Here is a 17,865-nt window from a genome sequence, read left to right on the forward strand (position 1 = left end):
CTGTCAGCCGGGAGATTGGCTGTTGATTCCTTAGGGCCTCTAGCTGGTTCTGATATATGGAACGACGATTTTGTTCAGTAGCAAAAGGCGTGTTACCCTGAATTTGCAACGTTGCAAATTAATATGAACCGGTCGGTCCGGCTCGCTGGGCATCGATGTTTGATGCCCAGGGGCCGACGGGTTCTGAAGAAACGATGCAGGGTTGCCGGCATACGGGTGTGCCGGTCCCATCGAGAGGAGCAAGAGGGATTGTGAGTGTCTTCAAGGAAGAAAGACACGGGGGAGGTGGAACCCACATGCCCCTATTTGCGCGACGTTGGCTCAGGCTGTTGCTAAGCCTGGCAGCCATATGCGGCATGGTGGTCTCGACCGCAGGCTGTGGCGGCGGTGATCAATCCGCCAAGGAGATCTACTTCTGGAATGGTTTGACCGGCGATGACGGCCCGGCCATGCAGAAAATCATCAAGGTCTTCAATGCACAGAGCCCTGAGTACAAGGTGGTCTTCCAGCCCATGAACGGCGGAGATTTGACCACCAAGATCTACAGCGTCATGCAGACCGGGAAGAACATCCCCGATCTGGTCATCAACGACTCGTTTTCTACTTCGGTTTTGCAGAGCCAGGGGCTGCTCAACCCCTCGTCGGTGTGGACCAAGTACCACCCGGAGCTCAAGGAATCGAACTTCCTGCCGCAGGCCTGGCGGAACACCGTCGTCAATGGCAAGTCCTACGGCATACCTCTGTACATGTTCCAGATGGCCATCTATTACAACAAGGATCTGATCCACAAGTACGGCCTGGACTATATCCTGGACGACCGGCTGGTCACCACCGATGAGATTGCCTCCATGAAGGGCAAGCTGCCCAAGGACGTCTACGGGCTCTGCCTGGGCAACCTGCCCTGGGCCATGATGTCCCTGCTCTACAGCACCGGTGGCAACATCAAGGATGGCGTCAAGGACATGACCGGTCCGGGCTGGCGCAAGCCGCTCAAGGCACTGCGCGACCTCAACGACCAGGGCATGCTCTCGCCCATCGACAGCGACGGTGAGCAGGTCTTCGCCTCTGGGCATGCGGTCTTTGGCATGCTGGGCACTTGGGCGCAGGGCAACATGTCCTCCACCCTGGGCAAGGACAAGGTTGGCGAGATCAACACCCTCCAGTACGGTACCGAGCACCCTTCCAACTTCCTGTACCAGCAGAACTGGCTCCAGCTCAAGGACAAGAATCGTCCCGAGGCCAAGGTCAAAGCGGCTGCCGACTTCGTGGACTTCGTCTACAAGCATTGGATGATGTGGTCGGACGTGGGATCCATATCGCCGGCCTACCGTGACCTGAACAACCCGGAATACCAGAAGCTCATTCAGGCCTCTTTCACCAACGACAAGCGCGAGCGGCAATGGATCAAGACATCCAATTACATATATGGCGGCTATGCCACAGCCGGGTGGGGATCCTTCATGGACATCGTCTATCGGAACATCTCACTGGAGGAAGGTCTGAAGACGCTTGATCTGATGACCCAGGGCCAGATTCAGATTCAGGAGCAATCATGAGCGCACACGGCACAACCGCAGTCACGGATGGACGGGTCAAGCGTCGTCCGCTGGGACAGAAGTCCTTCTGGCATGCCTTCCCCTACATCGCCCCGCACATGGTGGTATTCGCCGTCTTCGGAGTCATCCCGATCTTCTTCGGCATCTACCTGGCCTTCACCAGGTGGAACCTGGTCGGTTCCCCAACCTGGGTCGGCCTGGACAACTTCAAGCTGATCTTCGACAAGTCCACCTACTTCTACTCCATCTTCTGGAGGGACATGTGGCACACGATCATCTTCGTGCTGATCAGCGTGCCCCTGACCATCGTCGTCCCCCTGTTGCTGGCCTGCGCCCTGCAGACCAAGCACCTGAAGGGAGTGGGGCTCTTCCAGGCCATCTTCTACGTGCCCGGGCTGATATCAGTGGCCGCAGGCGCTCTGGTCTGGCGGCTGGTCTTCAACTCCCAGTTCGGCCTGCTCAACACCACTTTCCGGTGGGACATCAACTGGCTGGGCAAGCAGCCCTGGGCCTGGATCGCCATCTTCGTCCTTAGCCTCTGGGGAGGCATCGGCGGCAACCTGATCATTTACCGGTCGGCCCTGTCCGGGGTAAGCCAGGATCTGTACGAGGCGGCCTCGGTGGACGGCGCCGGATCCATCCGGCAGTTCTTCAGCATCACCCTGCCAGCCATCAAGCTGCCGCTCTTCTATACGACCATCATGACCACGGGCGGCGCCTTCAACGTCTGGGGTCAGCCACAAATGCTGACCGGCGGCGGTCCTGCATACACTTCGCAGGTGCTGCTGATGGACATCAGGAACCTGGCCTTCCCGCAGGGGCCTTCGGCCGCTGGCATGGCCTCGGCAATGGCCCTGCTGCTGGGGATCATCCTCATGCTGATCTCCCTGGTGCAGATATTCTTCATGAACAAGGAGGACTGACGTGAGTTCGGCAACCCTTGATATGTCATCTCTGGGCAAGGGGCTCAAGGCTCCTGGCCCCAGCGCAACGGTTCCCGGCGGCGAGGACGTGCCCGAAAACCACCACAAAGTGTTCAAGCCTTCGCTGGTTGCCGTCTATGCGGTGCTGATCGTCTTGGCTGTAGTCTGGATCATTCCTGTGGTCTACACCATCACAACATCGTTCAAGTCGCCCCAGGAGTTCCTGAAGAACGCCTACAACTTCCTGCCTGCGCACTGGGTCACCGTCAACTATCTGACACTGCTGCAGGCCTCGGCCTCCTACCCTGTCTTCAACTGGCTGGGCAACTCGCTGATCATCTCGCTGTCGCACGGTATCCTGGCGGTCTGCGTGGTGGCCCTGGCTGGGTACGGCTACTCCCGCATCAACTTCAAGGGCAGGGACACGCTCTTCTTCGTCCTCCTGCTCATCTCGATGTTCCCGGGCGTGGTCAACATGATTCCCTCCTACCGCATCGTGGCCACCTTCGGCTGGATCAACTCATACTGGTCCTGCATCATCCCCGGCTTGGGGAACGTGGCCAACATCTTCCTGGTGCGCAACTTCATGAAGGGAATCCCCAAGGAGATCGACGAGGCCGCCGAGATTGACGGTGCCGGCGACTTCCGCATCTTCCGTAGCATCATGTTGCCCTCCATCCGCCCAATCCTGATCGTGATCTTCCTGTTCGCCTTCACTGGCGCCTGGAACGACTTCCTCTGGCCCACCCTGGTCTTCAATGACATCAAGAAGACCCCGGTCACGGCCGGCCTGCAGCTGCTGGGCAACCAGATGATGCAGTACAACCAGATGGGCACGCTTTGCGCGGCCACCTGCCTGGCCATCATCCCCACCCTGTTGCTCTTCGTGTTCGCCCAGCGCTACTTCCTGCAGTCGCTGAACATCACCTCGGGCCTCAAGGGCTGAATCAGGAAAGGCGGCAACAATGGCAAAGGAAAACCGCAGCGATCATCTGGCGAGCAAGGGCGTAGCTAGCAGAAGGACCGAGAAAATCATCCTCCTGGTGGCGGCAGCCATCAACGTGATCATGGCCTCGGTCACTATGTTCATCTACTCGCCTTGGTTCAAGGATGAGGGCTATGCCATCCTCGGCCGGGCCGGACGTCTGGCCGACGACATGGCCACAGTCAACGGCGCGGCCACCGTGGCCCAGTCCTACGGTTTTCTGCTGCTCATTCTTGGGGCGGTCTCCTTCATTGTGGCTCTGCGGGCCATGCGGCCCTCGACGATTATTCGGGGAGTGCAGTACTGGATGATCTTCTGCATGGTCTTTTCCTTGGCCACGGCAGATTGGCTTTCGCTGATCGCTTATGCTCTGGCCTTTGTCGCCTATGTGGCCAGGAACAAGACCATCCGCCGGATCTCGTCGGGTCGAAGGTGACCAGCCCCTGGGGCATGCGGCGCCCCTGATCGCTGCGCTTCCAATCCCTTCCCACTGTCCGCAGCCATCGGGCAATGGGAAGGGATTCTTGGTTTTGCGGCAGTCTTCTTCTGCGCGCCTGTTGACATGACCCATGGCCGGCTTCTATACTGAGTCGAAACGATTCGACATCTCGGGTGCATCGACGGAGATGGTCGGTACCCTGCAATCCGCCCGGAGTCGAAACCTTTCGACAAGTTGAATCGCAATAACTGGATGCAAGGATGCAAGGAAGTTAGGAGCCATCATGAAGATCAGAAGAGGGATCGGGGCGGCCTTGGCCCTGGCCATGTCGATCCTGCCACTGGCGGCCTGCGGATCGGGAGGCGATGCTCCCCAGGAAGCCCATCCGTCCAGCATCAAGATCTGGTACTACGAGGAGCCCAGCAGCGGGCAGGCACGGGGCTGGCTGAAGGCTGCCGATATCTTTACCCGACAGACCGGCATCAAGGTGGACTTCGAGGTCAAGTCTTTCACTCAGATTGCCCAGAACGGCAGCCAGTTCCTCAACTCGGACGATGCCCCGGACGTCATGGAGTCCAATCGAGGCAACGGCTCGGCCGGGGTCCTGTCCACCCTGCAGCTGCTGACCGATCTGAAGCCCTATGTGCAGAAGTACGGCTGGGACAAGAAGGTGCGCGGCCAGGCGGCAGCAGTGGGCAAGTACGATAAGCGCGGCGTCATGGACGGGGATACCTGGTACGGGGTTTCCTCCTATGCGGAGATGCAGCGGGTCTACTACAACAAGGACCTTTTTGCCAAGTACAAGATCCCCATTCCGCGTACTTTCGACCAGTTCGTGGCTGCCCTCAAGGCCTTCAAGAGTCACGGGGTCACGCCCATAGCGGCCGATGCTCAGGAATACGGGGTGCTTTGGCTCTGGTGGCAGCTGGCCATGACCAAGGCCGATGCCCGCTTCGTCGACGACTGGCAGCTCTACAAGCATCCGGTCAACTGGCGCAGCAAGCCGCTGACCTTCGCCACCAACACCATCCGTGATTGGATCGACAAGGGATACATTTCCAAGAACGCCACCGGCATGAAGGCCGAGGACACGACCACGGCATTCATCAAGGGGACCTATCCCATCTACCAGACCGGCACCTGGAACCAGACCCGCTTCATGGAACAGGTGAAGGCCTTCGACTGGACGGCATCCATCTTCCCAGGGGCCAAGATGGTAGAAGGCTGCGCGGGCAACCTGCTGGTCATCCCGCAGAAATCCCGGCGTAAGGATGCTGCGGCCCGCTATATCAACGTGGTCCTGTCCAAGGAGGTTCAGAACTACATCGGCAACAAGGGCGGCGTGCCAGTGGCGGCCGATACGGACGCCATCACCAACCCCAAGAGCCGTGATCTGGTCGATGAATATACCAAAGCCTCGGACGCCAGCCGGATGAGCTATTATCCCGACTACCCTGCGCCCAACCTGACCGACGCCATGCCGGCCGCCTTCCAAGAGCTGGTCAACGGCACCAAGAGCCCCGACCAGGTTCTGGATACCCTGCATAAGAACTACGACGACGGCGTCGCCCAGCTCGATCTGGATGACGACTGAGCTGCGTCAATCCGCCAAGGAGAGTACAAGCATGTCTGACACACATAGCAGGAAGAAGGCGCAGTCCCGCATCCCGGGCAGCGCGCCTTCGCGGTTCGTCCCTTATCTGATTCCCGGTCTGATAGGCATCGTGGCCATCGTCATCGTGCCCATCTTCTGGAACATCTACCTGAGCTTCACCCGCTGGAGGGGGGTGGGGCCGACAAAATGGGTGGGTCTGCGCAACTGGCGCCGCCTCATGGGCGACTCGACCTTCTGGGTCTCCTTCGGCCACACCCTCTGGATCATCGTGGCCATTGTCATCATTCCCACGGTCCTGGGCCTGCTGATCTCCTCGGCTCTGACCGACGTGATCCAGAAGAAGTTCGGCCCCCACACCTCCTCGACCCTGCGGGCACTCTACTACCTGCCCCAGGTTCTGCCTGTGGCCGTGGCCACCATCATCATGGGCTGGATCTTCCGGCCTGAAGACGGTGCGGTCAACGACCTGCTGACCAAGATCGGCCTGGGCGGCCTGGCCCACAACTGGCTGGGTTCGACCACGACGGCCTTGCCCATCCTCATGGTCATCCTGATCTGGATACAGCTGGGCTATCCCATCGTCATCTTCATGTCCGGACTGCAGCGGGTGGATCCCGAGCTCTACGAGGCGGCCAGCCTGGACGGGGCCAACTGGTGGCAGAAGTTCCGCGTCATCACCCTGCCCTCCATCATTCCTGAGCTGCTGGTGGTCATTCTCACCTCCACCATCGGCGCTCTGAAGACCTTCGCCCCGGTCTATCTGCTGACCAAGGGCGGGCCCGGCACCTCCACCATGGTTCCCTCCTACTACTCCTACAACCAGTTCTTCCAGGTGCAGCAGGTGGGCTACGGCGCCGCCATCTCGACATCCCTGACCGTGGTCATCGTCATCTTCTCCATCGTCTTCACCATCGTGCAGAAGCGCGTGCAAAAGAGCATCGCCTGAGGAAGGCTAGGAAGCACATCATGAATAATCAAGCCACACTGCAAGCCGACACCGGGGTGTCCGCCCGGCACGCCCATAGAATCCGCACCTGGGGGGACTGGGCCGGTCTGATCCTGCTGGTCGCCGGAGCCGTAATCATGCTCTTCCCCCTGCTGATTCTGGTCCTGAACGCCTTCAAGACCACGGCAGACTACAACGCCACGGGCCCCCTGTCCGTGCCCGCCCACTTCAGCATGGACGGCATCATCTCCTTCTGGAACAAGAGCAATTTCCCGCTCAAGCTGGGCAACTCCCTGCTGATCTCCCTGGTGGTTGCCGTGGTCGGAGTTCTGCTTTCGGTCCTCAACTCCTTCGCCTTGGGCATCGGCAGGGTCAAGGGCAACACGGTCATCCTCCTGTTCATCATGCTGGCCAACATGGTCCCCCAGGAGGCCCTGCTCTACCCGCTCTACGTCATGTTCAAATGGATGGGCTTCTATAACTCGCAGTGGTCCATCATCATCATCTTCACCATCATCCAGAGCGCCTACGGCACCTACCTGCTCTCCTCGGTCTACGGGACCTTCCCCCAGGCCATCCTGGAGGCAGCCACCGTCGACGGGGCCTCGCGCTGGCAGATCCTGAGCAGGATCGTCCTGCCGGTGTCCTGGTCGACCATCAGCGTCCTCTTCGTCTTCTTCTTCATCTGGACCTGGAATGAGTACATGATCCCCATGGCCTTCCTGATGAGCGAGAAGACGCAGACCATCCCGCTGGCCCTGGCGACCATGCAGGGGCAGCACACCATGGCTGCCACAGACCTGGCCTCCGCCTCCCTGCTCAGCATCATCCCCACCATCATCTTCTTCATCTTCTTCCAGAGGAAGCTCTCGCAGGGGATAGTAGCGGGCGCTGTCAAGTAATCGCCGTTGCACAAGTACATTGAACATGGCCGCCCGCCGCAAGAAGGCGGAGGAGGGGAGCGAGCGGCCCGAATATGAAAGGCAACCACAACCATGGGTATGACCATGCCGAACATCACCAACGGTCTTGAGGCGCTGACCCGCCCATCCACAGACCGCACCCGCTGCATCAACGCCGAGAACCCTCGGGGGGGCAAGGGCAGTGCAGCTATGACGGCCAGCAATCTCGGTCCATCCAGAAAGGGGACCCCTTGCCTCAAGAACATTCCTCCCGGGCAGGACATGGTTCTGGCCGACCTGTCCGGCGCAGGCGAAATCCGCCATATCTGGATGACTGTGACCGATGCCACCTCGCCCACCGGGCCCAACGTCCTGCGCAATCTGATCCTGGAATGCTACTGGGATGGCGAACAGACACCCTCCGTCTGCGTGCCTCTGGGCGACTTCTTCTGCTGCGGCCATGCCCAAGCCTGCAGGGTGGAGTCTGTGCCTGTGGCCGTCTACCCGCGCCAGGGTTTCAACTGCTACTGGCCCATGCCCTTCCACGACGGGGCCCGGATTGTCCTGTGCAACCGGCACAACGAACCCATTGAGGCCTTCTTCTACCAGATTGACTATGTGGAGAAGGACGAGCTGCCCGAGGAGGTCATGACCTTCCATGCCCAGTGGCGCCGTCAGCGGGTCACCGAACTGGGTCAGGACTACGTGATCCTGGATGGGGTGCATGGCCGGGGCTCCTACGTGGGCACTTATCTGGCTCTGACCGCTCTGGAGAGCCGCTGGTGGGGCGAAGGTGAGGTCAAGGTCTATCTGGACGGGGACAAGGACTATCCCACCTGGTGCTCCACGGGCAGCGAGGACTACTTCGGCGGTGCCTGGAGCTTTGCCGGGCAGGATCCGGATGGTCGCATGCGCGAGGTCACCTACAGCGGGGCCTATATGGGATTTCCCTTCCGCTCCAGGCAGTTGGACAACCGCGAATCCCAGTACTGGGATGCTGACACCCCGGTGACCAGGGGGTTCTACCGTTGGCACATTCCCGACCCCATCATTTTCAACAGTGACATCAGGGTGACTCTGCAACAGATAGGCGTGGATGAGCAGGGCTACTTCGAGCGTCAGGACGACCTGGCCAGCGTGGCCTATTGGTATCAGCAGGAGCCCCACCAGCCCTTCCCGCACAATGTGCTGGAGACGGGTGAGCGGGACCGTCGGCCCCGCTGAGCAGCTCTGGGGAACTCCTGCTTCTACCGGCTGATGGAGGCGCGGTCGATCAGCCTGGGGCGTTCCAGTTGGACTCGACCGGCCAGGGAAGCCCCCTCCTCCACAGCTTGGGTCAGCAGATCTGCAGCCTTGGCACATAGTGAGCGGGGGGTAAGTGGCATCTCAGATATGCCCTGAAGCTCAAGAGTAGGGCTGACCTTGCCTGCGGCGCAGGACAGAACGGCCACGTCATCGGGAATGCTCACGCCGTCCGAGCGCATGCGGACCACCACGGTGTCCAGCAGGGAGGGGCGAATCTGTCCGATCAGGCCATCAATGCGGCCGTGATGGATGATGTCCAGCACTTGCTGGGTGTAGGCCAAATCGCTGCCGGTAGGTCCCGGCTGAAGCTGCAGATCCATTCCCAGGCGGCGGGCCCAGGTCTTGAGACTGCGTAGGAGGATGAGACGGAAACCGGACCCGCGCTGGTATTCGCCTTCGAGATCCTCCAAAAAGAGCAGGCGTTTGCGTCCCGCTCGGGCCATGGCTTCCACCGCCATGCGGCCCATTAGATCAAAATCCAAATCCACACAGGCGCAGGCTGTGTGCTGCCGAGGCACTCCCAGGGCCACGCAGGGGCGTCCGTATGAGGCGGCCTGGGCGGCGCGGATGTCATCGTCCACCAGATCCATCAGGACCACCCCGTCGGCCAGATTGCTACGGGCGACCCGCCGAATATCTTCGACGCCGTTTTCAGCGGTCAGCAGCAGGGAATCATAGCCGCGAGCGTGCTCGCAACTGGCCATCTCGATGAAGTAATCCGCGTAGGAGGCCCGGTTCTGCCCGGGGCGCAGGGGGGCACTTAGGGCGACGATCTGATTGCGCTTGGCCCGCAGCATCCGGGCGCCGGCATCCGCGGCGTAGTCCAGTTCGTCGGCGGCCTGCATGATCCGCTGGTAGGTTTCCGGAGAGACGGGACGTTTGCCGGAGAAGGCATAGGATACTGTGCTGACCGAGACCCCGGCCCTTCTGGCGACGTCGCGTATGTCGGACATGGGTTCAGCGGCTCAGGTCCCAGGTGCTGCCAGCTGGTGTGTCCGCCACGGCCACGCCGGCAGCCGTCAGCTGGCTCCGGATGGCATCGGCACGGGCGAAGTCATGATCCTTTCGTGCCTGTTCGCGTTCCTGCAACTGCTGGCCTACCAAGGCATCCAGGGTGTTCATGGCCCGATTGTCACGGTCGGCTGCAGCCTTGGCCCAGTGGGGGTCGAGTGGATCAAGTCCGAAGACGTCCAGCATGGCTCTGACCTGAAGCAGGGCATTGGCCAGCCACTTCCGGCCCAGCGTTTCAGAATTGGCATCCATCGCCGCGTTGGCTTGACGGATCAGTGCATAGAGGGCAGCCAGACCGCCTGAAACGTTGATGTCGTCATTCATGGCCTGCACAAAGTCCTCTGGCAGATCATCCGCGCTCAGTCCCGCCACGCGGGCACGCTCCGGCTGCGCTCCTAGGATCCGCCCGGCCCGGTCCACGAAGTTACGGATGCGCTCGTAGGCGCCTTCGGCCTCCTGCAGGGACTGGTCGGACCATTCCAGCATGGACCGGTACTGCACCGAGACCAAGGCGTAGCGCACCACCCAGGCTGGATGCTGCGACAGCACCTGGTCTACTGACAGCCCGTTGCCCAGGGACTTGCTCATCTTCTCGCCCTTCTGAGTCACCCAGGCCGTGTGCATCCATCGATGGGCAAACCCCCAGCCTGCCGCGTGCGACTGGGCCATCTCGTTCTCGTGATGGGGGAAGCGCAGGTCCAGGCCGCCTCCGTGGATGTCGAAATCCGCACCCAGATAGCGGTGGCTCATGGCCGAGCACTCCAGATGCCAGCCCGGCCGACCTGTGCCGAAGGGGGTTTGCCAGCGAGCCGTGGGCGGATCGGTGGGCTTGGGCGCCTTCCAAAGTGCGAAGTCGCGGGGGTCGCGCTTGCCGGGTTCCTCATCGGTGTCGGCATTCTGGCCATCGATGTCGATGCTGGGCCCCAGTCGGTCGTTGGCGGCGGCCTGCTCGTCAGCGGGCTGGGTACCGGTCTGCTGGTGGGTCAGGGCACCATACTCAGGCCAAGAGGCCACGTCGAAGTAGACGTTGCCTGATGGGCGGCCGTGCTCGTCGGGCACCACATAGGCGTGGCCACGGTCGATGATGCGCTGAATCAGGTCGATCATCTGGGGGATATGCCCGGTGGCCCTGGGCTCGTACGTGGGCGGCAGAACTCCCATGGTCTCGTAGGCATGAGTGAATTCGCGCTCGTAGATGTAAGCCCGCTCCCACCAGCGCTGGCCGTTGGCCGCTGCCTTGGTCAGGATTTTGTCGTCGATGTCAGTCACGTTCCGGATCAGGGTCACCTGGTACCCCAATTTGAGCAGCCAGCGGCGGATTATGTCGAAGGCCAGCGTGGTCCTGATATGGCCAATGTGGGGCGAGCTCTGCACTGTGGCCCCGCACACGTAGATGCCGACCTTGCCCGGTTCAATGGGTCTGAAGGGAGTCACCTGGTGATCAGCCGTGTCATACAGACGCAGACCAGCTGCGGCCAGGCTGACTGAAGCCTTGGAATCATGCGGTTGCGAACTCGTATCCATATCCTTGAGCCTACCAAGGCTTGCTGACTGTCCAAGGGGAAATGCCGAGCCTGTGAACCCGGTCCGACGGCATGTGTGCAAGAATGGAATCATGGCGAAACCTAGGGTGCTGGTGCTTCAGCATGTGGATTGGGAAAAGCCGGGTTGCATTCTCGACAATCTTCAGGAGTGCGGGCTGGACACCGAGATCACCAATATCGTGGACGAGAAAAAGCCCGAGCTGCCGCGCTCGCGCGAGTTGGCAGGACTGGTTATCATGGGCGGGCCCATGTCGGCTGACGATTATGAGCATCACCCCGGACTCAAGGCGGAGACCAAGCTTGCCAAGGCGGCGATGGCTGCCAACAAGCCCATTCTGGGGATTTGCCTGGGTCATCAGATTCTGGCGCGGGCCCTGGGAAGCACCCTGATGAGGAACCAGGATCCGGAATACGGTATGGGCCCGATCCGCTGGGTGGGGCAGGACGACGACGTGGCCATGTGGAGCAAGAACACTGATGTGCTGCACTGGCATGCCGACCAGGTCACCCTGCCGCCGGGTGCCAAGCTCCTGGCCCGCTCCCAGGCAACCAAGGTTCAGGCTTTTCGGCTCGGATCAGCCTTGGGCCTGCAATTCCATCTGGAGGTGACGGCGCCCATCTTCGAGGAGTGGATGCAGGTGCCGAGCATGGTCGGCACGATGAAGAAGTCCAAGATCGCTAAAATGCGTGACGATTTTATGAAAGGGTTGCCACAGATGCAACCCTTGGCCGACGCAATCTTCTCTGCCTTTGCGGCCAAGTGCTCGACCCAGGCCGCTCAGCTGGCTGCCGCCTGAGGCTACTCCAGCTCTTCCCCGATGGTCAGCCACTCCTTCTCAAGCTGGTCCGACTGCCCGGTCAGATCCTTGAGTTTGCTGTTGAGTTCGTTGAGGCCCTGGTAGTCGCCGGGGTCGTGTTCAGCCATCTGCCGTTCAAGGTCCTTGCGCCGATCGGCCAGCTTGGCCAGCTTGCGTTCGATGGCAGAGGCCTGCTTGCTCAGATTTCGTCTGGCGACACGTTCGGCCTTGGCCTGATCGGGATCCTCGGCCTCCTTGGCCGATGTCCGGCCCGGTGCATCCGCAGCTTCCCGATCGGCCGACTCAACCATATCCAGGTAGTCCTGGACGCCGCCGGGCAGGTGAACCACCTTGCCGTTGATCAGCGCAAACTGCTGGTCGGTCACTCGCTCCAGCAGGTAGCGGTCGTGGGAGACCACGATCAGGGTGCCCGGCCATGAGTCCAGCATGTCTTCCATGACGGCCAGCATGTCGGTATCCAGATCGTTGCCAGGCTCGTCCATGACCAGCACGTTGGGCTCGTCCAGCAGGATGAGCAGGAGCTGCATGCGGCGCTTCTGCCCGCCAGACAGGTCGCCGATCCTGGTCATCAGCTGGGAGCTTTCAAAGCCCAAGCGCTCCATCAATTGGCTGGGTGACACCTCCTTGCCCTCCACCAGATAGGTGGGCTTGTAGCGGCTGAGGACCTCCTTGATCCGATAGCGGTCCAGTTTCTCCAGTTCGTCCAGACGTTGGGTCAGCACTGCAAAGCGGACAGTCTTGCCTACCTTGACGTGCCCTGCCGTGGGAGCCACGCTGCCGTCAATCAGACCCAGCAGAGTGGACTTGCCGGCTCCGTTGGCGCCTACGATGCCGAACCGGTCGCCGGGGCCGATCAGCCAGGTCACGTCGTCCAGGACCTTGTGACCGCTGATGGTGAGGGTGTCGGCCGCTGCGGTGCCCGGGCGGTCCTTGCCGGGATCGGCGGCCACGGTCACTGATCCCATCAGAGGGCGCTGGGCATGAGGGGAGGGGACCCTGTCATCCTTGCCTCCTTCGATATCGGAGTCGGCCTCTGGATAGATCTTGGTCACGTCGACCAGGTCCACCACCTGTTTGCCCAAGCGGGAGGTGGCCATCCGCTTGAGTTCCAGGCTGTTGCGCATGGGCGGCACGTCGGCAATCAGCTCCCGGGCGGCCTTGACGTGGAACTTCTGCTTGGTCGAACGGGCCCGGGCGCCCCGGGTCAGCCAGGCCAGTTCCTTGCGGGCCAGGTTGCGGCGCTTGGTCTCGGCCAGATCAGCCCGGCGTTCGCGTTCCACCCGTTGAAGCATGTAGGCGCTGTAGCCGCCCTCGAAGGGGTCGATGGTTCCGTCGTGCACCTCCCACATGGAGGTGCAGACCTCGTCCAGGAACCAGCGGTCGTGGGTGACCAGCAGGAGGGCTCCGGAATTCTTGGCCCAGCGGTTCTTCAGATGCTCGGCCAGCCAGTGGATGGTGAGCAGGTCCAGATGATTGGTCGGCTCATCCAGGGCCAGGATGTCCCAATCCGGAAGCAGCAGCCGGGCCAAGTCCACCCTGCGGCGCTGACCGCCGGACAATGTGCCTACCTTGGCTTCCAGCTCCATGCCGCCCAGAAGGGATTCGACGATTTCGCGCGATCTGGGATCGGCAGCCCACTCGTAGTCTTGCCGATCCTCCAAGGCCGCCCTGCGGACCGTGTCCTCGTCCTTCAGGGGATCGCGCTGGTCCAGCATGCCGAAGGTGAGACCATTGCGCATGGTCACCCGTCCCTGATCGGGTTCCTGGGTGCCCTTCAGAAGGTGCAGCAGGGTGGACTTCCCGTCGCCGTTTCGGCCCACGATGCCGATCCGGTCCCCCTCGAAGATGCCTTGGGTCACACTCGTGAAGATGGTTTTTGTGGCAAAGGACAGGGCGACGTGTTCCAGACCGAGATCATAGATGGGCATGATTCACCAATCTACTGCCTGCCTTGGATGGGAGCCCTGAGGATCAGCGGTCGGTGATCTGTGAGCCCAGCACCCTCTCGCTCAGCGCCCGAGGGCCTCGCGTGACGGCTACAGCGCCCGACCGGACCAGCTCGATGATGCCGAAGGGCCGCAGCAGACGCAGCAGGGCCTCCAGTTTGCCTTCGGCCCCAGTGGCCTCGATGGTCAGTGACTCGGGGTGCACGTCGACAACACGCACGCGGAAGAGTTTGACGATCTCCAGCACATCGGAGCGGTTGCGTTCGTTGGCTTTGACCTTGATCATGACCAGCTCGCGCTCCACGGCCTCGTCGCCCTTGAGCTCGACGATCTTGAGCACGTGCAGCAGCTTGTTGAGCTGTTTGATGATCTGCTCCAGGGGGACGGCCTCCACGTCTGCAGTGACCGTGATCCGAGAGATGTCGCCCCGCTCGGTGGACGAGACGGACAGGGAGTTGATGTTGAAGGCGCGCCGGGCGAACAGGCCGGCCACCCTGGCCAGGACGCCGGGGCGGTTCTCGACCAGGACGGAAAGGGTGTGCCGCTCGGAGCCGGGCTTGGATGCTGGATAATTGGCCATGTGGTGCCCCTTTCCTACTTGTTCATGCGACCGGCGGCATCGTTGGCCATGGCTGCCCGGTCGGCTCCGGTCTGCTGGTGCGGCTCGGGCTGCTCCTGTTCCGGACGGATGCCGGCCAGGGGCTGCACGCCCGGCTTGTAGATGATGGTGTCGTTGGAGGCGCCTGCCGGGACCATGGGCCATACCATGGCATCCTTCCAGACGCGGAAGTCGATCAGGACCGGCCGGTCGGTCACTGCGTTGGCCTTATCAATGGCTTCCAGGGCCTGCTCCTGGGTAAAGGCCCGCAGTCCCAGGCAGCCATAGGCCTCGGCCAGCTTGACGAAGTCGGGGATGCCGTTGCCGTCTGTGGGCTTGTCGCCGCCGTCCTCCAAGTCGGTCTGGGAGTAGTGGCTGCCATAGAAGAGGGTCTGCCACTGACGGACCATGCCGTAGACCGAGTTGTTGAGTATGGCGATGCGGATGGGCAGTCCCGCCTGCTGAGCTGTGGCCAGCTCCTCGGAGGTCATCTGGAAGGAGCCGTCCCCGTCAACCAGCCAGACAGGCCGTGGATCCTCCTGTTCCCTGGTACCAATGGCTGTGCCGATGGCGGCGGGCAGACCGTAGCCCATGGTCCCCAGTCCGCAGGAGGAGACCCAGGAGCGGGTGCGTTCGAAGTCGATGAACTGGCTGGCCCACATCTGGTGTTGACCTACGCCGGATACCCAGATGGTATTCGGATCGGCCTTGTTGCTCAGGGTCTGGACCACCCACTGGGGAGCCAGCGTGCCGTCCGGGCTGGGCTCAAAGGTGGTGGGATAGTCGTGCCGCCAGCCGTCGATCAGCCGCCACCAGGGCTTGAGGTCGGGCTTGCCCCAAGTGCGCTGGGACGCTTTGAGCGCCGGAATCAGGTCGTCCAGCACCTGGCCCACGTCCCCGACGATGGGTACGTCTGCCTGCCGGTTCTTCCCGATTTCGGCCGGGTCGATGTCGATGTGGATGACCCTGGCCACTGGGGCGAAGTCCTCCAGGCTGCCGGTCACCCGGTCGTCGAAGCGTGTGCCCACGGCCACCAGCAGGTCGGAGTGTTGGATGGCTCCGTTGGCGGCCACCGTGCCGTGCATGCCGGGCATTCCCAGAACGGCTGGATCGGAGTCGGGCACGATGCCTCGTGCTGGCAGGGTGGTGACCATGGGGGCACCGGTAGCTCGAACGAGTTCCTGGATCTGCCGGCGAGCGTCTGATCGGACTGCGCCGCCGCCCACATAGAGGACTGGTCTGTGCGACTGGACCAGGAGTCGGGCGGCATCATCCAGGACGTGCCCGTGCGCACGCGTCACCGGGTTGTAGCCGGGCAGAATCATCTCCTGGGGCCAGGAGTAGAGCATTTTGCCGTTCTGGGCCGTCTTGCTCAGGTCCACTACTACAGGGCCGGGCCTTCCCGAGCGGGCGATGTGGTAGGCCTCGGTCATGACCCGGGGAATGTCCTGGGCTTTGGTCACCAGATAGGAGTGTTTGGCCACCGGGTAGGTGATGCCCACGATGTCGGCCTCCTGAAAGGCATCGGTGCCAATGGAGTCCACACCCACCTGGCCGGTCACCACTACCAGGGGCACCGAGTCCATCATGGCATCGGCTATGGGGGTGACCATGTTTGTGGCCCCGGGGCCCGAGGTCACCAGACAGACCCCCACCTTGCCCGTGGAGACGGCATAGCCCTCGGCTGCGTGCCCGGCGGCCTGCTCGTGGCGGGTCAGCGTGAAGTTGAAACGCACCTGCTCGTCGATGGCGTCGTAGGTGGGCAGGATGGCCCCTCCTGGAACGCCGAAGACCTGCGTGACCCCTAGATCCTCCAGGGACCGAATCAGCGCCTGAGCTCCCGTCATGGGCTCACCCTGGGCGGGAACATCCTTGTCGTCGGGGCCCCAGTTCCTGGGTACCGAACTGAATGCTTGCAGAGGTGTCGGCAGACTCATGTTTCCTCTCGACCTCCAGACTGCGCGCCGACCTGCGGCCGTGCATGTCGAAATATGAACCTGTCGGAGCGTCGGCGGTGTGGGCGGACGAATCCCGATCAGGAGGAGGCGCCTATGCCGTTCGTGACGGCATGCCTCCAGGTTATCCCCATAGTCTAAACAGGGGTCTGGTCGGGGCGTTGGCGCAGTACCGCATGCCGGAATTTCGGATGGATTCTCAGGAGGATTGCTCGGCGCGCAGGGTCGCAAGCAGATCCTGGTCGTCCAGCCGCTTCCACCCCTGGGCGGCAGCAGCCAGCTGGGCCTTCCGCTTGCTGCTGGCCTGGCCCTTGCCGATCACGGTCCCGCCGTCCTCCAGGCGCAGCTCGGCGGTGAAAACCTGGGCGTATTCCGGTCCGGAGACCGCCATGGCGTACCGCGGTTCGCCCAAGCCCAGCTTGTGGGCCTTGACGGTGATCGAGGTCTTCCAATCCAGAGCCGGCCCTTCGGTGGCTACCTCGGCCAAGGTGTCGTCAAGAAGGGTATGGACGGTGGTCCTGGCCCCCTCGATGCCGTGCTCCACAAAGACCGATCCGATCAACGATTCGACGGTGTCGCAGAGTATGGAGTCCTTGTCGGCCCCGCCGTTTTCGCTCTCGCCCCTGCCCAGAAGAATATACTGCCCAAGGTGCAGCTTCTCCCGGGCGATGGCCGACAGGGCCTCCTCGGAGACCGCCTTGGCCCGCATCTTGGCCAGCTGGCCCTCGGTCATGTCCGGGTGAACCTTGTATAGGGTCTCCGTGGCTACCAGTTCCAGAACCGCGTCGCCCAAGAACTCCAACCGTTCATTGTTGGGCATGCCCGGGTGCTCATGGGCGAAGGAACGATGGGTCAGGGCGTGCACCAGCAGCTCCGGGCTGATCCTGCCGCCCAGGGCCTGGAAGAGCTCCTCAGCAGCCTGGTTGCCGGAATCCTCTTGCTCCTGTTCCTCCTGCCGCATGTGGTCTTCCTGATCCTTCCTGGAGCGCCCTGTCTGCATGGCCCCTTCTCGCTTTCTCGGACTTGCCGTCTGATGATATGGAAAAACCCCGCCACCCGTCGATGGCCGGGGTTCTCTCATTGCGTGTCGATCGCCGATTGGCTCACTTGCTGAACTGCGGACGAATGGCGTCGCGGTAGACGCGCCCGCGGTACATGCCGCAGCTGGGGCATGCCATGTGCGGCAGCGCAGGAGCTCCGCAATTGGGGCAGGTCACCGTAGCGGCGGCCTGGGTCTTCCAGTTGGCGCGCCGTGAATGGGTGTTGGCGCGCGAAGTCTTGTATTTTGGCAGTGCCATATTGTCCTCTGTTTCGATCGAATA

Annotated in this window: 16 protein-coding genes; 9 read left to right on the top strand and 7 right to left on the bottom strand. The window is 61.9% G+C overall.

Going from position 1 to position 17,865, the window contains the following annotated elements; all coding sequences use genetic code 11:
* Positions 1–296 precede the first annotated feature (296 nt).
* The 8 genes from GYM67_RS01790 to GYM67_RS01825 all read left to right on the top strand — a co-directional run bounded on the left by GYM67_RS01790 (position 297) and on the right by GYM67_RS01825 (position 8,590).
* On the top strand, positions 297–1,556 hold the full coding sequence (locus GYM67_RS01790; protein ID WP_220236855.1) for an ABC transporter substrate-binding protein: 1,260 nt from the start codon (positions 297–299) through the stop codon (positions 1,554–1,556).
* Positions 1,553–2,479 (top strand): carbohydrate ABC transporter permease, encoded by a 927-nt coding sequence (locus GYM67_RS01795; RefSeq protein WP_220236856.1) that lies wholly within the window; start codon positions 1,553–1,555, stop codon positions 2,477–2,479. The genes GYM67_RS01790 and GYM67_RS01795 overlap by 4 nt, the downstream gene beginning before the upstream one ends.
* Before the next feature lies 1 nt (position 2,480).
* On the top strand, positions 2,481–3,425 hold the full coding sequence (locus tag GYM67_RS01800; protein WP_258561543.1) for a carbohydrate ABC transporter permease: 945 nt from the start codon (positions 2,481–2,483) through the stop codon (positions 3,423–3,425).
* Between the two features lie 19 nt (positions 3,426–3,444).
* Positions 3,445–3,900 carry a hypothetical protein gene (locus tag GYM67_RS01805; RefSeq protein WP_220236857.1) on the top strand — a complete coding sequence of 152 codons (456 nt, stop codon included), beginning with the start codon at positions 3,445–3,447 and terminating at the stop codon, positions 3,898–3,900.
* Positions 3,901–4,186: 286 nt separating this feature from the next.
* Positions 4,187–5,497, top strand: a complete 1,311-nt coding sequence (locus tag GYM67_RS01810; protein WP_220236858.1) for an ABC transporter substrate-binding protein — start codon at positions 4,187–4,189, stop codon at positions 5,495–5,497.
* A 31-nt stretch (positions 5,498–5,528) separates the two neighbouring features.
* Positions 5,529–6,464, top strand: a complete 936-nt coding sequence (locus tag GYM67_RS01815; protein ID WP_024627639.1) for a carbohydrate ABC transporter permease — start codon at positions 5,529–5,531, stop codon at positions 6,462–6,464.
* A gap of 20 nt (positions 6,465–6,484) precedes the next feature.
* Positions 6,485–7,366, top strand: coding sequence for a carbohydrate ABC transporter permease (locus GYM67_RS01820; protein ID WP_220236859.1), 882 nt, complete (start codon positions 6,485–6,487; stop codon positions 7,364–7,366).
* A gap of 99 nt (positions 7,367–7,465) precedes the next feature.
* On the top strand, positions 7,466–8,590 hold the full coding sequence (locus GYM67_RS01825; RefSeq protein WP_258561544.1) for a glycoside hydrolase family 172 protein: 1,125 nt from the start codon (positions 7,466–7,468) through the stop codon (positions 8,588–8,590).
* Between the two features lie 23 nt (positions 8,591–8,613).
* Here the strand turns inward: GYM67_RS01825 and GYM67_RS01830 are convergent, their stop codons facing one another.
* Together GYM67_RS01830 and cysS are read right to left on the bottom strand one after the other, a co-directional pair.
* Complete coding sequence (locus GYM67_RS01830; RefSeq protein WP_220236861.1) at positions 8,614–9,624, bottom strand: LacI family DNA-binding transcriptional regulator; 1,011 nt, start codon at positions 9,622–9,624, stop codon at positions 8,614–8,616.
* Positions 9,625–9,628: 4 nt separating this feature from the next.
* Complete coding sequence (gene cysS / locus GYM67_RS01835; RefSeq protein WP_220236862.1) at positions 9,629–11,206, bottom strand: cysteine--tRNA ligase; 1,578 nt, start codon at positions 11,204–11,206, stop codon at positions 9,629–9,631.
* Between the two features lie 91 nt (positions 11,207–11,297).
* Between cysS and GYM67_RS01840 the strand changes: the two genes are divergently transcribed.
* Entirely contained in the window at positions 11,298–12,023 is a 726-nt protein-coding gene (locus GYM67_RS01840) for a type 1 glutamine amidotransferase (RefSeq protein WP_220236863.1), read from the top strand.
* Positions 12,024–12,025: 2 nt separating this feature from the next.
* Here GYM67_RS01840 and GYM67_RS01845 read toward each other — a convergent pair whose 3' ends face one another.
* The 5 genes from GYM67_RS01845 to rpmF form a co-directional block, all read right to left on the bottom strand.
* Positions 12,026–13,972 (bottom strand): ABC-F family ATP-binding cassette domain-containing protein, encoded by a 1,947-nt coding sequence (locus GYM67_RS01845; RefSeq protein WP_220236864.1) that lies wholly within the window; start codon positions 13,970–13,972, stop codon positions 12,026–12,028.
* A gap of 43 nt (positions 13,973–14,015) precedes the next feature.
* Positions 14,016–14,570: an acetolactate synthase small subunit gene (gene ilvN / locus GYM67_RS01850; protein WP_220236865.1), complete on the bottom strand. Its 555-nt coding sequence runs from the start codon at positions 14,568–14,570 to the stop codon at positions 14,016–14,018.
* A gap of 14 nt (positions 14,571–14,584) precedes the next feature.
* Entirely contained in the window at positions 14,585–16,525 is a 1,941-nt protein-coding gene (locus GYM67_RS01855) for an acetolactate synthase large subunit (protein WP_220236866.1), read from the bottom strand.
* A 217-nt stretch (positions 16,526–16,742) separates the two neighbouring features.
* The gene (gene rnc, locus GYM67_RS01860; protein ID WP_220237359.1) at positions 16,743–17,504 is read right to left on the bottom strand and encodes a ribonuclease III; all 762 of its coding nucleotides are present in this window, start codon (positions 17,502–17,504) and stop codon (positions 16,743–16,745) included.
* A gap of 142 nt (positions 17,505–17,646) precedes the next feature.
* A complete protein-coding gene (rpmF, locus tag GYM67_RS01865) occupies positions 17,647–17,841 on the bottom strand; it encodes a 50S ribosomal protein L32 (protein ID WP_220236867.1) in 195 nt (64 codons plus the stop codon).
* Positions 17,842–17,865 lie beyond the last annotated feature (24 nt).

It is taken from the genome of Bifidobacterium asteroides, from assembly GCF_019469425.1.
In the GTDB taxonomy this organism is placed as follows: Bacteria; Actinomycetota; Actinomycetes; order Actinomycetales; family Bifidobacteriaceae; genus Bombiscardovia; species Bombiscardovia asteroides_I.